The sequence below is a fragment of the uncultured Microscilla sp. genome (genome assembly GCF_947493425.1).
GTDB lineage: Bacteria > Bacteroidota > Bacteroidia > Cytophagales > Microscillaceae > Microscilla.
This window is the reverse complement of record NZ_CANLRP010000207.1, coordinates 1-13,349: the sequence shown is the minus strand read 5'-3', so window position 1 is coordinate 13,349 and position 13,349 is coordinate 1. Positions and strand designations below refer to the sequence as shown.

Sequence of the window (13,349 nt, the reverse complement as noted above, 5' to 3'; positions counted from 1 at the left end):
AGGGTGGTCTCTAATGCTTCTTTATACGCCTTGATCATTGCCTGCACCTCCATGGGGTAGTCGCCCACTTGCCCCGGCACCATGCCCACCAGGGTTTTGGCAATGCTCCATATCCCTTTCCACTGGTCGAGGTAGTCGGCTTGCCCGTAACGCAAGGGCGGTTTTGCCAAGCCCTGGCGCAACAACACCGCCAATTGGTATTGCCAATGGTAGCGTTGTTTGATGCCTTCCACTAATCTTTCTTCCTTGCCGCATCTATAGCGTCTAAACACGCCAACTGCAAATTGATCAGTTTTTCGTAGAGAGGGTCAAGCGTATACTCGGTACCTTTGATCAAACCCGCCGCTTTTTTGAAGGCATCATAAGCCGCTTGGTATTTTTTGGCTTGTATCAATCGCATCCCCTCACGGTAGACTGCCTGGGCTTTGTCAAACGAGGGCTTGTCTCGAAGCATTTTACGGTCTTCGTTCAGTTGGTTTACCAGCATAGCTTTTTCAGCGGGATCATCTACCCATTTCAGCGCCTCCTGACCATACACCTGGGCTTTCGCCAAGTCTTTTTTGCGCCACTGGTCATAGGCAAGGCTGCTCGCCGAAAAAGCCAACTCACGGTAACTTTTTAGGTCAAAGGTACGCCGACCAGTAGTATCCAGCCTGGCTTCTGCCCGATAGTCTGCCATTGCCCCACTATAGTCACCCAACGAAAAACGTAATTGGGCACGAGTCCTATAAGTAAGTGCGTCAGGAACTAAGGCAAGCGATTGGGTATAATCAGCCAGGGCTTTTTCGTACATTTTAAACACTTCATAAACGGTAGCTCGCTGATAGTAAGTACCATACATTTTAGGGTCAAGGGCGATGGCTTTGTTATAAGCAGCAAGCGCCCTAGGGTAGTCTTTCATTTGATCTAAGATAAACCCCAAGCGATGGTACATCTCAGCATCCTGGGGAATTTTTTTGGTACCCAACGTATACAGGTTACGGGCTTCAGCAAGGCGTTTTTGTCCGGATAAAAGCCCCCCATAGTAATAGTAACCTTCGGCGTAGTGAGGATTAGCCACCAACGTCTTTTGGTAAGCATCTTCCCGTTTTTCAGGCTCATTAAGGTCCCGATAAATAAAATTCTTTAAAAAATGAGCTTTATAGTTATTGGGTTCTTTTTTGAGCAGTTGATCAAGCACCCGCAAGGCTTTGCGGTAGCGTTTGGCGTAAAACAACTCATCGGCACGTTCTAATAAATTCATAGATTGGGTAGGTTGGGCAAACGCCCCCAAAGAGGCGCTGCACAGGCATACAAATAATAAGGTCAGGGTTTTTGTCATGGGTACAAGAGGTTTATTTTTTTTGCTTTGCCTGGCGGTATTTGTCGGCATTGTAATAAGTTTCAGCTTTTTCTAAAGGGGTCATTTGGGCAAATGTAAATAAAGGGCTACCAATCAATAATATGCTATAAAATAAAAATCTCATGTGGCTATTTCTTAGGAGTTAATAAGGCTTTTGTGGGCGACCCACCATTGACCCAAGGCAGTAAAAAAGCCCTGCCCCAATCTGGAACAAGGCTTGCAAATATACTAAAACTTTTTGTTTAATTTTTCTTCTTCGCCTCTTCTACCGCCGCCAAACAATCTTTGCGTAGTTGGTAAATTTTATTGTACAAAGGGTGTATGGCAAGTTCCGCCGATTTAATCAAAACCATCAAGCCTTTCTCTAGTACATAGGCGGCTTCCTGGTATTTTTTTGCCTTGATCAGGGCAATGCCCCGCTGACGAAATATCTCCGCTTCGGTCAAAAGTTTTTTATTGATAATGGCGTCTTTGGCGGCTTGTTCGCGTTCAAGTAGTTCTTTTTCGTCCTGGGCAATCCATTGTTTATAACGGGCAATTCTCTCAGGAGAACGAGCCCACTTGAGTGCTTTACGGAGATAGCCTAACGCTTTAGCTAAGTCTTTATCATCCCACTTTTCATAAGCTTCATAATAATCCCACTCTATAGCACCTTTACACTCTTCTACTGCCCCTTTGTGTGCTACACTGTCCAACTCCTCCGCCTTGGTATAGTCAGCCAAAGCGCCTTGGTAGTTTTTGGCTTTTAACCTGAAACGACCACGCGTAATATAACCAAATGCATTTGGACGAAGCTCGATTACCCTGTCAAAATCTTTCAATGCTTTATTAGTTGCTTGAAGTTGGTCATAAATAAAAGCACGTTGAAAGTAGTAGCTTGCCTTTGCTTTATTTAGCTCAATGGCTTTGCTAAATGCATTTAAAGCCGACTGATAAACTTGTTGCTTGTCAAGGTTTATTCCTAGGTAATAATACAAATCTGCATTATCAGGCATACTTTTAATCCCTTCTTCGTACAACTTTTGGGCATCTGCCAAACGTTGATTACTAGTCAAAAAATCGCCATAACGCGCGTACACTGCTTGAACCTTAGGAGCTACCCGCAAGGCTTGCTTAAAGGCTTGCTCTGCCTTGGTGAGCTCATTGTTGCCGTACCAATAAGAGGCTGCCAACAACAACCAGGCTTCGTGGTTTGTAGGGCTGTTTTTTACCAATTGGGTCAATAGGCGAATTGCCTGGCGGTATTTGTCGGCATTGTAATAAGTTTCGGCTTTTTCTAAAGGGGTCATTTGGGCAAATGTAAATAAAGGACTACCAATCAATAATAGGCTATAAAATAAAAATCTCATGTGGCTATTTCTTAGGAGTTAACAAGGCTTTTTCTGCCTCCACAATGTCTTTTTGCAGGGCAATGAGTTGACTTACCAACGTTTGCAGGGCGTCTTTAGGAAAATCATCGGTCACTTTTTCCAGGCTTTGCAAGTGTTGGGCTACTATGGCAAACGCTTCGGCGGGGGTAGCGGCTTTTTGGGTGAGCTCTACCGTATACTCCCTAAAGTAAGCCGCCAGGCCTTGCCTTGCCAATAGCAAGGTAGCATCCAGTTCTTTTTTGTACGCTTTGATCGTGGCTTGTACCTCCATGGGGTAGTCACCCACTTGCCCCGGCACCATGCCCACCAGGGTTTTAGCAATGCTCCATATCCCTTTCCACTGGTCGAGGTAGCCGGCTTGCCCGTAGCGCAGGGGCGGCTTTGCCAAGCCTTGGCGCAACAACACCGCCAATTGGTATTGCCAATGGTAGCGCTGTTTGATGCCTTCCATCAACCAACGACGGCTCGCCCCCTCCTTGCTCGCTTGGTTGGCGGCGGTTTTGAGCTGGCGGTATTGCCTGATCCGCATTTTATACACGGTTTCGGCGTTTACCCGGTCTAGTTGGGCTTGTTTCCAGGCTTTTTCGTGGCGGCCCTTGAGCGCTTGGGCCGCCTTGAGGTTGTCCTGGGCGAGTTGCCAGTCTTTTTTGGCTTGTTGCAGGGAAAGTTCGGCGTTTTTTACGTCGGTTTTGCTTCCTTGCAACTGGTCTTTGAAACCCGCCAACGACTCTTGGTGTTTTGCCAGGCGTTGGTTGGTGGTCACCAATTTTTTTCCATTTTTCAGGTTACTTTTTAACAGTTGAATACGGGCTGTAATATCATCAATTTCACCAGCTTTTTTAGCAAACTCTGCCTTCCGGTACGCCACATAGTTGTCAAACTTCTTTTTGGTGCGTCTATTGTGTCTAAACCTGTCCAAGGCGTTTTGGGCTTCCCGCTCCAGGCGTTTTACGGTTTTGGCGTATTTTTTCTTGAGGCGCAAGCTGTTTTTCACCCGCCCTTTTTTGTCCCGCATTTTTTTGGCAAACTTGGCTTGTTCCTTGCTGATCTTTTTGAGTTTTTTGGCTTCCACAGTTTGTTCAAAGGTCTTGTATAAGTCATTAAACTCATCTTTTTCTTTTGAAAAAACATCTTTTTCTAACACAAGCTTTTTCTGCTTACCCTCCAACTCCCGTTGTTTTTCGCCCAGTTCATCTTGCCACTTCTTGAGGTCTTGTTGCAGGGTTTCGGTGTTTTTGCCCTGCAAGTCGGCGTTGCCCTTGCGCAAGGTGTCGCCCTCGGTGGCAAGTCGGCTAATTTTGTCTTCTTCGCCCTTTTTCAGGTTTTCAAAGGTGGTTTTACGGGTTTGTGCCTGGCTCAGCACCGCCTCGGCTTGTTCAAACGCCTTCGCCATTTCGCCTTCCGAAATCAACGCTTTGTCGGTCAGGTCGGTTTGGTCGTCGTAGGTTTTTTTGGCAGTGGTTTCGTCTTTTACCTTTTGGTCAAACACTTTTTTGTGAGGTGCTACCTCTGTTTTGTATTCAAGGTCATCGCCCGCCCGCATTTTTCGGAGCAGGCTTTCACTATTGGTATAGCCAAAGTGGGCGTCCAGCGCCTGACGTGCCTTTTGGAGGCTGCCATGGGTATACAAGGCATACAAGAGGTCTTCTTCGGGGTAGAGTTTTTTTAGCACCTTGAGCTCTTTGGCGTCTACCTGGTTAAAAGCACCTATTCGTTTCAAAAACCGTTTTTCCCCCGTCCGGCTATATACTGCGTTCAGGGCTTCGGTGTCCCAGCCCACTTTTTTCAGGGCTTGTATTTCGGGGGCGCTGGTTTGGTCTACCTTGAGGGTAGGCCCTATCACCGCCTTCGAGTCAATGTTTTTGTTGCCTTTGCCCAAAGCCCTGGACAACATTTTTTTGATCTTTTTAAAAGCAGGGCTGGCGTCGCTGCCTATTTCTTTGAACCGCCCCTTGAGAGTACCTATAAACAAACCATACTGCAGGGCAAGCAAGGGCAATACCTTGGCAAGTGCCACGGTTTTTTCTCCGGTAGAGCCCGGCCCCGCCATAATATCGCTGATCTGCTCCAGGGCTTTGGGCGCCAGCATAATCATTACGGTGCTGTCTATGGCAAGGTCGCCCAGCTTGATGGTGGCACAATACAATCCCCCCACCCGCTGAAACGACTGGGTAATGTTGTTGTAGTTGGCGGCATTGTGTAGCATTTGGGTAGCACGGGCACCCTTTACTGCCGTGCCCGCCAAAAACAAAGGTCCCGCCAACAGCGCCGAGGCAATGTCGAGCCAGGCAAATACTTTTTCTTCCTGGGTGAGTGTGCCGTTTTCGCCTTTGCGGTGCAGCATGAGGGCGGCACCAGTACCTCCGGCCAGGGTGGCCAGGGTAAAGAGTCCCGAAGCCGCCGAAAACTCCAAACCTCCTACCACCAAGGCCGAGCCCCAGCCTGCGGTAAAAAAGATGACCCCTGCCGCCAGCAAAGCAAGCCCTACCCACATGGCAATGTCTTCGGGGTCTATATGGGTGGTAATTTCTATAGGAGTGGCCTGGCTGCCATCGGGCAGGTTGTATATGAGCCAACCGGGGGGCAGGTGGTCGTCGTCGTTGAGCAGCTCAAACAAGGCAATGGGCGGAAAATCGGCGTAAGCCTTTTGGTCTTCAGGCGTTTTGAGCTCCAGCGATTGGTGGTAGTGGGTGTCCATAGTACGGCTAAAGGTACTCACTACGTGCCAGGTACAGGTATTGTCATTCTTATTGACTTGTTTGTATACGTGAATAGGCACCTCCAGGGCGGGGGTTTGGTGGGTGTCGAGGTATTGTTGGGCAGGTTTCGACATTTTTTCCCGCTCTTTGGCATACCAATCGGTTTTGAGGTAAAAAAAAGCAGGTACCTTGATGATTTCCTGGTTTTCTTTCAGCCCTTTTTCTTTGGCAAACTCATGAAAGTTTTGTCGGCGGTTGCCTATTTCGTCAATGCCCTTTTTTTGGGCATCTTTTACTTTTCGGTTTTCGTTGGGCTTTAGGGCTTTTTTCATCCATTGCTTGCCTATATACAACATAGACGAACGGTAGCCTTCGGCAATGGCGTCTATGTCGAGTTTGGCAAGGGCGGTTACATCCTCTGAGTCGAGCACCTCGTGCAGCGGTTTACCCAGCTTAACATTGCGCATATTGGGCACTTTGTCTCTTATTTCGGGCAATATCAAGGCAGTATGTGCCTGGTCTATCCAGGTACCCAGGGTGTTTACCTGTTCTGCCGCCATTTTCAACTGAAAAACATCAAACGGATCGGTAGGCAATGCCTTGGTTTCTTTGATGGTGTTGAGCAAGGGGGCTACCGTGCGCAACAATACCATCGTGCTCAGGTATTGGCGGTAATATTCTTTAGGGTCTTTGTCGAGGTCTACGTAGGTATATTCTGCCAATTTAAACGAAGGCATTTGGCTCAACCATATTTGTTGCACCATGGCTTCTTCTTCCAGGGCCATTGCCTCTTTGGTTTGCTTCAGCGACTGCCCGTTGCTGGGGGTGGTCAGGTTTTTACGGGCGTGTTTGACGGCTGCCTTCTGAAAAGCATCGTCGGTGGGGTTCGACTTGCGGGTTTGCAGCAGGCCGTTTTGGTAAAACAATTGAAACTCTCGGTGCTTGCCTCTTTTGGTATAAATGTGCAATACCTCCATGCGGTGCCTTTCCAGGTAGGCATATTCGTCAATTTGTTCCAGGCCAGAGTTCATCCGTTGAATCCGAAGGCTTAAGTCCGGCTTGGTGTTAGACACTACAGGCAAGAGCCCCGGTGGATGAAAATAAATGTCTAAATGATCGGGGTGGGCTATTTGGGTGTGGGCAATGTCGCGCTGATTGCTGTAAGGCATCTCAATTGTAAAAGCCCCCGGCCACGACAAACGACCATCGGCCGACACGTATACTTTGGCGGTTTGGGGGTGTTTGCCGGGCACAAACAAAAGCGTGTATTCGTGGTCTCCCGCATAGTTGCCCTCTCCTGCTTTTACCGGAATAGTAAAAGTACCAAACTTAAGGTCGGCAGCTTCGGCTTCTTTTTCTGCTTTGGGGTCAATGTTGCCCTCTTGGTCTTTTTTAGAATAATTGCCCTTGGTAAGCAAAGGTTGCTGGTTTTCTTCGTTTGTCACACTAAAAGTACCAATTACTTTCTCGTCTTTGCTAAACACATAAGTAATGTTCTCTCCGGTTTTTACCGGCTTTATTTCCAGCACTTCCTGCTCCGAAGGGTCCGACACATTGAGCGGGGTAATCAACTTGTCAGACCAGCTCCTGGGGTGCCCTGTAATGTATTGAGGACCATCTTCAAACTGATCTACCTGCTCAAATAAGTTTTCATGTCGGTTCTCTTTGATTTCTTTGATCAACGCCGCCCTTATATGCAAAGGCAATTTGGTATAATCGACTAAAAATGCCCGTTCGAAAGAGTTCAAAGAAAAAAACAATTGATAAGGCTCCAGTCCGTTAGAAGTGATCTCGTGCCATACATAAAACAGTTCGGGCTTTTTTACCTGAAAAAAACCAATCGGTTTAGATTCAGGGGTTTTATCTGTTCTGTTGGGTCGGTAGGTAGCCGTGAGCAATACCAGCCCATCGCTGCGCTCAAACTTAAGCTGGAGTTCTTTTTCTTGTTGGTCGCCATCGGCATCAATCGTCCAGGTAAAGCTATCTCTCGATAGAGTCGGGATAGTTTCTTGTTCTTTCAGTAAGTTTTGCCAACGTTGTTGGTAGCTACCTTCCTTGTTGTCTACTGTATCGGTACCTTGTTGTTGTTGGAGAAGTAATAAAAGTTCCTCGTCGTCCATTGTGTGTTCGTTTTATCGCCTGATTTTCCGTGTGTTGTAAAATGCGAGGCAAAATACTATTTTGATGGCTTTTATACAAAATATGCACAAAGTTTGACTAAATATTTGCAAATTTGCGTGGTGTGTGAGATTAGTAAAGGCTTGTGATAAAACTTGTCACTGTAAACAACCACATTTGCAAATATGCGAAAAAGCTCACAAATAAATATTGAACATTAAAAGAAACATTCACGCACGCCATCTGCGACAGGCTAAAGCGAACGGCTAAAAGCTAAAACATTGAACATTAAAAAAAACATTCGCGCACGCCATCTGTGACAAGCTAAAGCTAATGGCGAACGGCTAAAAGCTAAAACAGTGAACATTAAAAAAAACATTCGCGCACACCATCTGCGACAAGCTAAAGCGAATGAGAGCTTTGCTCCACTCCGCCGCACGGAGAGGCTAAAAGCTAAAACATTGAACATTAAAAAAACAAACGCGCGCCATCTGCGACAAGCTAAAGCTAATGGCTAACAGCTAACAGCTAAAACATTAAACATTAAAACAAACAGTGTATGGCAGAACTTAATTTTCCTTCGGACGACTTTGAAGATGAGAATGAAAACAATTTGAGCGAAGATGCGATTCGGGAAGAAACACTCCAACGAATGCTTCAGCACGGGGAACTTACCAATGCTGAGCAACAGCGCATTGCCAGGGTACAAGACTATTTTGGGCAAATGGTGATAGACACCAAGGGGGTAGACGATGACAGCCTTGAGGCAGTTTATAAAGAGCTCAATTGGTTTTTGCAAATACTTTGGCACCGCTATAAAAACAAAGATGGCAAAGAAGATTTTTTAAGTTTTTTGACAAAAAAAGATTTCAACAACAATGTGGTAGTGCTTCCTGAACTACCCGCCAAAAGCCACTATAAAGCCTGGCTACAAAAACATAAACTTACCCAAAAGGCTCCCGAACGCTTGCTCATGGCAATGGTGATGGCACTCAGCCTCAACGATGCCTTGTTTTTTGCTTTTCTTGACTTGCTCCAGCAACCGCTCATTTCGGTATTTGTGGGTGGGCAAACCAAAGACAGTGAACGACGCTTTATGCCTACTGTGCAAACCTTGCTTTATTTGTTGGCGGGGGTTGACCTCAAAAACCAAGCAACCTACCAGTTACATTTCCGTACCCAACAGCACCACTTGAGCAAATGGGGCATAGAACTGGAAAGTGCCCAGGCAAGAATGAGCGGGAGAACTGACCTCAGCGACGAATGGAAAAACCTCTTGATCTCGCTCAACCCCAACATCTGGCAATATTTTTTGGGCGGCAACATGCCCCTGCCCGAAGAAAACAAAGACCTGCCCATTACCAAGCTCGACACTGCACTTACTTTTGATGATTTGGTGCTCAATGATGAAACCAAAAACGCTTTGACGCCTTTGCTCAATTACGCCCGCAATGGCAAAGACTTTTTCAATGATGCCGAGGCAAGCGGTCATTTCAAGAGTGGCTACATTAGCTTGCTGCAAGGACCTCCGGGCACGGGTAAAACCCTCATTGCCACCACCATAGGCAAAGAGGTGGGGCTGGTGACCTATCAGCTGGAACTTGCCCAAGTAGTGTCTAAGTACATCGGCGAAACTTCTAAAAACATCAATCAGGTGTTTGAAGAACTCACCCGCGCCATTGACCACCTCAAGGGCGAGCCCAGCATTTTGTTTATCGACGAAGCTGACGCCCTCATTGGCAAACGCTCTGAGGTAAACGACAGCAAAGACCGCTACGCCAACTTTGACGTGAGCAACTTGTTGCAAAAAATTGAGAGTTTTCCGGGACTCATCATTTTGGCGTCCAACTTTCAGCAAAACCTCGACCCCGCCATTCAACGCCGGATTGGGGCTACTATATTGGTGCCGCCACCCGAAGCCGATGAGCGTACCCAACTGTGGAAAAACTACCAACCTGCCAACCTGGAGTACCCCACCGATAACTTTGCCCGCATTTTGGGCGAAAAGTTCAGGCTTACCGGGGCGCAAATCAACAACATTATGAAGCAGGTGGCGCTGGCGGTGTATGGCACCGAAGTAAAGGTGCTCGACTACGACTTGCACCTGGAGCCCGCCATCAAGAGCGAGTTGATCAAGTTTAATGAGGTGTATGTGCGCCCCCGCGACCTGATGAACGAAGCCCAGGTAGACGAGGAGGAGTACTTGCAACAATTGCTATGGGAACGCGCCTTGCCCCCCAAATGGCAGTACAACCCGCTGTATATGCCCCGTATTTTGAGTCGATCGGTAGTGCTCACCGAAGAAGATATCAAAGCGTTGGTAAAAAAGGTCAAACGCCGTTGGGAAGGGGGACCTTACCACGACATTCCTTTCAAAGAGGGCATAGAGGTGGTCTTGCGTGATTTGTGCGCGGTAAAAAACCTGAACTGGAACGAGATTCAGGCAAAAATTTACGAGTTGCTGGAAGAAGAAAAGGCGAAAACCCAAAAAGAAGCGGAGCAAAAAAGCAGCCGTACGGTGCAGCTGGTAGACCTGAGCAAGCTCAAGGAGATGGGCCGAGAAAAAGACAAGCAAAAAGAGGAGGACAAGAAAGAGGAGGGCAAGAAGAACGAAAAAGCTGCCCAAAAGAAGTTAACTAAAGAAGAACAAGCCGCTCAGGACAAGTTGCGAAAAGCTGCCGAAGAAAAAGCCCGCCAGGAGGCGGAAGAGAAGAAACTCAAAAGGCTATTGTCGCCCGCCGAGGCCGAAAAGTTTTGGCCGGAGCCTTTGCCCCAGGGTTTTGCTTTTGCCCGCAAAGATATGGTGAAAAACATGGCGCAAATTTATACTTTGAGCAAGTGGTACATTGCCCAAATTGTAGAAAAGGCAGCGGAGTTGGCTAAGGCAGACGAGGCGCACGAAACCAAGGCAAACGGCGATATAGAGATCAGGGCGAGCCACCTGCAGAGTGCCATGGATGTAGTGGCGGCTGAGATTGGCGAGGCAAAGGGCGAAAAGCTCGACCGGGATCATTTTCTGCGCCAGGATTTGAAAGAGCAACGCCAAAAGGAGAAAGAAAAAGAGGCAAAGCGCCGCGATGTGGTGCCGGGTTGGAAAACTGCCCCCCGTTATTGGGCCAATGCCAAGCCAGAGGGGTATTCGTATTCACGCAGCGACTTGCCTACCAACCTTGCCAAGTTTTACCCCAATGTGTCGGTGGGGGCAATGGAGGATATTTTGCGGCAAGCTACCGAATTTATTGGCAAAGATGAAGCGCCACTTATTGCTTATTCTGCGCATATTCTGAAGGCAATTGAGAAGTATGGATTGCAGTAGTAGCGACAAGCTTTAAGGACTTGCTACTACTTAGGAGGGGTGGGTTTTGCTTTCTCGTTTTTGCAAATAAGAGAGTAAAGAGGGAGCTCTGCAAAGCTAATTACGAATGAGCGCAAGCGTAGTTAATTACGAGTTGAACAATTACGAACCGACCGAAGGGAGCTCTGCTTTAGCTAATTACGAATGGATCAATTACGAACCGACCGAGGGGAGCTCTATGAAGCTAATTACGAATTACCTGTCATTTTGAACGCAGGTGAAAAATCTGTTGGTATTTTACCCCCCTGATATATAGGTTTGAGCAAAACTACCTTCATCTACCCTTTTTTAGAATTTTTTGAATTCATCTTCGTAATATTCAGGAGTTTCTAATTTGCCCGTTATGATCTTGGTATGAGGCATTTGTTGGGCAAGTGCACGTACTTTGGGCAAATAGTTAAAGCCAGTTCCGCTTAAATTTAGAAATTTTAGTTGTTTGAGTTCAGGCAACCAAGCAGGCATTTTTTCTAAATAGTGATTGTGTTCCAAATTTAACCACTCTAGTTTTTGCAAGTGCACCATTTCATTAGGCAGTTTTAACAAACAGTTGTTGTGCCTCAAATCAAGTGACTTGAGGCACAACAACTGCCCAAGCTCGGCTGGCAAAAATTGAAAATCGTTCTCACTCAGGTCTAAGTGAACAAGTGAAGTAAGTTGTCCTATTTCGGGGGACAAAACAGGATTTGGGTAGTACCCTTCCACTTGTAACTTCAAAGATTTTAAACAAGTGAGTTGTTCCAGGCCTTTCGGCAAACTTGCTCCATTACCCAACTGCATTGTCAAGGTTTCTAAAGAAGGTAAATGCCCCAGGTCATTGGGTTCGTGGGCACTTACAACAACCTTAAGCTCTTTCAGCAATGGGTTGTGGTAATTTTGCAGCATATACAATGGCACCAAGTCATCTATTTTGCGCACATGGTGGTGAGGCAAGTACAAATTATATTTAAAGCACGCCACACCATATTTAATGCGCAATTCATGGATAAAGTGATGTGGAAGTTGAAAACCTTTCAATAAAGTAAACCCCAACTGTAAGTTGTCTTCATCTTCGGTTTCGAACAGTTGTTTTACCTTTTGGAGTTGTTCATTGGTGATCAAGGGAGTTGTCATTGGTGATGTATACAAGTTAGGTTTTATGGCTTAGACAATATATAGGTTCTTGATTTTGTACTACTTGTGGTGCTCTAGAGTTCTTGTATATAAGCCTTGGCAAAAAAGGTAACCTTCAAGCCAATCGAAACACCGCATAGAGTTCACTTTAGCCAAATAAATAATGTACCTTTGTTTTAGCAATCGCCCATAGTGTTTCATGTAAACGGATGTTGGCGTAACCTCCATCAAGAAGTGGACAGTCAATCACTTTTCCATTTCATAAGACAGTAAAAGAAGCAATGAACAACAGATTAACCAACCTTTTTACCCATAAAAAAGAAAACTTGCTGGCCATTTACTTTACGGCAGGGTTTCCGGCGCTTGACCAAACTATAGAAATAGCCAAAGCTACTGCTGAGGCGGGCGCTGATATTATTGAAATAGGCATGCCTTTTTCTGACCCAGTGGCCGATGGAGAAACCATTCAGCAAAGCAACCAACAGGCGCTCGACAATGGCATGCATCTAGAGTTGCTCTTTAGCCAGTTAGCAAACCTACGCAAAGAAGTAGAAGTGCCAGTGCTGTTGATGGGCTACTTGAACCCGGTAATGCAGTTTGGGCTGGAAAAGTTTTGCCAAAAAGCCGCCGAAGTAGGAGTAGATGGTTTAATATTGCCCGATTTGCCCATGCAAGAGTATGAAGAGACGTATCGCCCGGTTTTTGAGCAACACAACTTATCCAATGTGTTTTTAATGACTCCCCAAACATCAGAAGAACGCATTAGAAAAATAGATGCGCTTACCAACGGCTTTATTTATGTAATGTCGTCAGCAAGTACCACTGGCAAAACCGGGGCAATCTCTACTGAGCAAGAAGCTTATTTTGAAAGGGTGGCAAAAATGAAGTTGAAAAATCCGCGTTTGATCGGGTTCGGTATTTCAGACAACGCCAGCTTTAGCAAAGCCTGCCAACACGCCAACGGAGCCATTATAGGCAGTGCGTTTATCAAAACTTTGGCGCAAAGCCAGCAGTTAAACAAAGACATTGGCACCTTTATAAAAACAGTAAAAGGTGAAACAGTATTGTCATAAATAGAGTAATTAAATAAGCGTCATCTACTTACCAGTGCACCCATCTTTCGCCTGCGTTTTAATCAAGAAAATCACTCGTTGATAATAGATCGTAGCACAGGGGCCTTCAGTGTGGTTTGCTGTCATAAGTAAATGTTTACTTGTTTGTCGGCAACAGGAATAGTTTAACAGACTCCGCTCCTGTGCTCTTTTTTTTGCTCTTCTTTTTAAGGAATTGTTCAAAAATAAATTTACACTCTGAGGGGTGATTTTTCGCCTTGATACTTCGTTATTTTTATTGCC

The 13,349-nt window shown here is 46.1% G+C and carries 9 protein-coding genes; 2 read left to right on the top strand and 7 right to left on the bottom strand.

Annotation, left to right across the window (positions count from 1 at the left end; translation table 11 throughout):
• The 5 genes from Q0954_RS29575 to Q0954_RS29555 form a co-directional block, all read right to left on the bottom strand.
• Positions 1–233 (bottom strand): hypothetical protein (locus tag Q0954_RS29575; RefSeq protein ID WP_299464051.1); only part of this gene is annotated, 233 nt, incomplete at its 3' end.
• Positions 233–1,321: a tetratricopeptide repeat protein gene (locus tag Q0954_RS29570; RefSeq protein WP_299464048.1), complete on the bottom strand. Its 1,089-nt coding sequence runs from the start codon at positions 1,319–1,321 to the stop codon at positions 233–235. The genes Q0954_RS29570 and Q0954_RS29575, both read right to left, overlap by 1 nt.
• Positions 1,322–1,334: 13 nt before the next feature.
• Positions 1,335–1,466, bottom strand: coding sequence for a hypothetical protein (locus Q0954_RS29565; RefSeq protein WP_299464045.1), 132 nt, complete (start codon positions 1,464–1,466; stop codon positions 1,335–1,337).
• A 118-nt stretch (positions 1,467–1,584) separates the two neighbouring features.
• Positions 1,585–2,691, bottom strand: a complete 1,107-nt coding sequence (locus Q0954_RS29560; RefSeq protein WP_299464042.1) for a tetratricopeptide repeat protein — start codon at positions 2,689–2,691, stop codon at positions 1,585–1,587.
• Positions 2,692–2,695: 4 nt separating this feature from the next.
• A complete protein-coding gene (locus Q0954_RS29555; RefSeq protein WP_299464039.1) occupies positions 2,696–7,531 on the bottom strand; it encodes a hypothetical protein in 4,836 nt (1,611 codons plus the stop codon).
• 557 nt (positions 7,532–8,088) lie between these two features.
• On the opposite strand from Q0954_RS29555, the gene Q0954_RS29550 reads away from it, so the two are divergent.
• A complete protein-coding gene (locus tag Q0954_RS29550) occupies positions 8,089–10,845 on the top strand; it encodes an AAA family ATPase (RefSeq protein ID WP_299464036.1) in 2,757 nt (918 codons plus the stop codon).
• Between the two features lie 327 nt (positions 10,846–11,172).
• Here the strand turns inward: Q0954_RS29550 and Q0954_RS29545 are convergent, their stop codons facing one another.
• Positions 11,173–11,994, bottom strand: coding sequence for a hypothetical protein (locus Q0954_RS29545; RefSeq protein ID WP_299464033.1), 822 nt, complete (start codon positions 11,992–11,994; stop codon positions 11,173–11,175).
• Between the two features lie 281 nt (positions 11,995–12,275).
• On the opposite strand from Q0954_RS29545, the gene trpA reads away from it, so the two are divergent.
• On the top strand, positions 12,276–13,067 hold the full coding sequence (gene trpA / locus Q0954_RS29540) for a tryptophan synthase subunit alpha (RefSeq protein WP_299464030.1): 792 nt from the start codon (positions 12,276–12,278) through the stop codon (positions 13,065–13,067).
• Between the two features lie 24 nt (positions 13,068–13,091).
• Here the strand turns inward: trpA and Q0954_RS29535 are convergent.
• Positions 13,092–13,349, bottom strand: a 258-nt coding sequence (locus tag Q0954_RS29535; RefSeq protein WP_299464027.1) for a hypothetical protein, incomplete at its 5' end; no start/stop codon positions are given.

Coding starts and splice junctions, on each gene's coding strand:
- Q0954_RS29570 (WP_299464048.1), bottom strand. CDS start 1,321: ATGACAAAAACCCTGACCTTATTATTTGTATGCCTGTGCAGCGCCTCT.
- Q0954_RS29565 (WP_299464045.1), bottom strand. CDS start 1,466: ATGAGATTTTTATTTTATAGCATATTATTGATTGGTAGCCCTTTATTT.
- Q0954_RS29560 (WP_299464042.1), bottom strand. CDS start 2,691: ATGAGATTTTTATTTTATAGCCTATTATTGATTGGTAGTCCTTTATTT.
- Q0954_RS29555 (WP_299464039.1), bottom strand. CDS start 7,531: ATGGACGACGAGGAACTTTTATTACTTCTCCAACAACAACAAGGTACC.
- Q0954_RS29550 (WP_299464036.1), top strand. CDS start 8,089: ATGGCAGAACTTAATTTTCCTTCGGACGACTTTGAAGATGAGAATGAA.
- Q0954_RS29545 (WP_299464033.1), bottom strand. CDS start 11,994: ATGACAACTCCCTTGATCACCAATGAACAACTCCAAAAGGTAAAACAA.
- trpA (WP_299464030.1), top strand. CDS start 12,276: ATGAACAACAGATTAACCAACCTTTTTACCCATAAAAAAGAAAACTTG.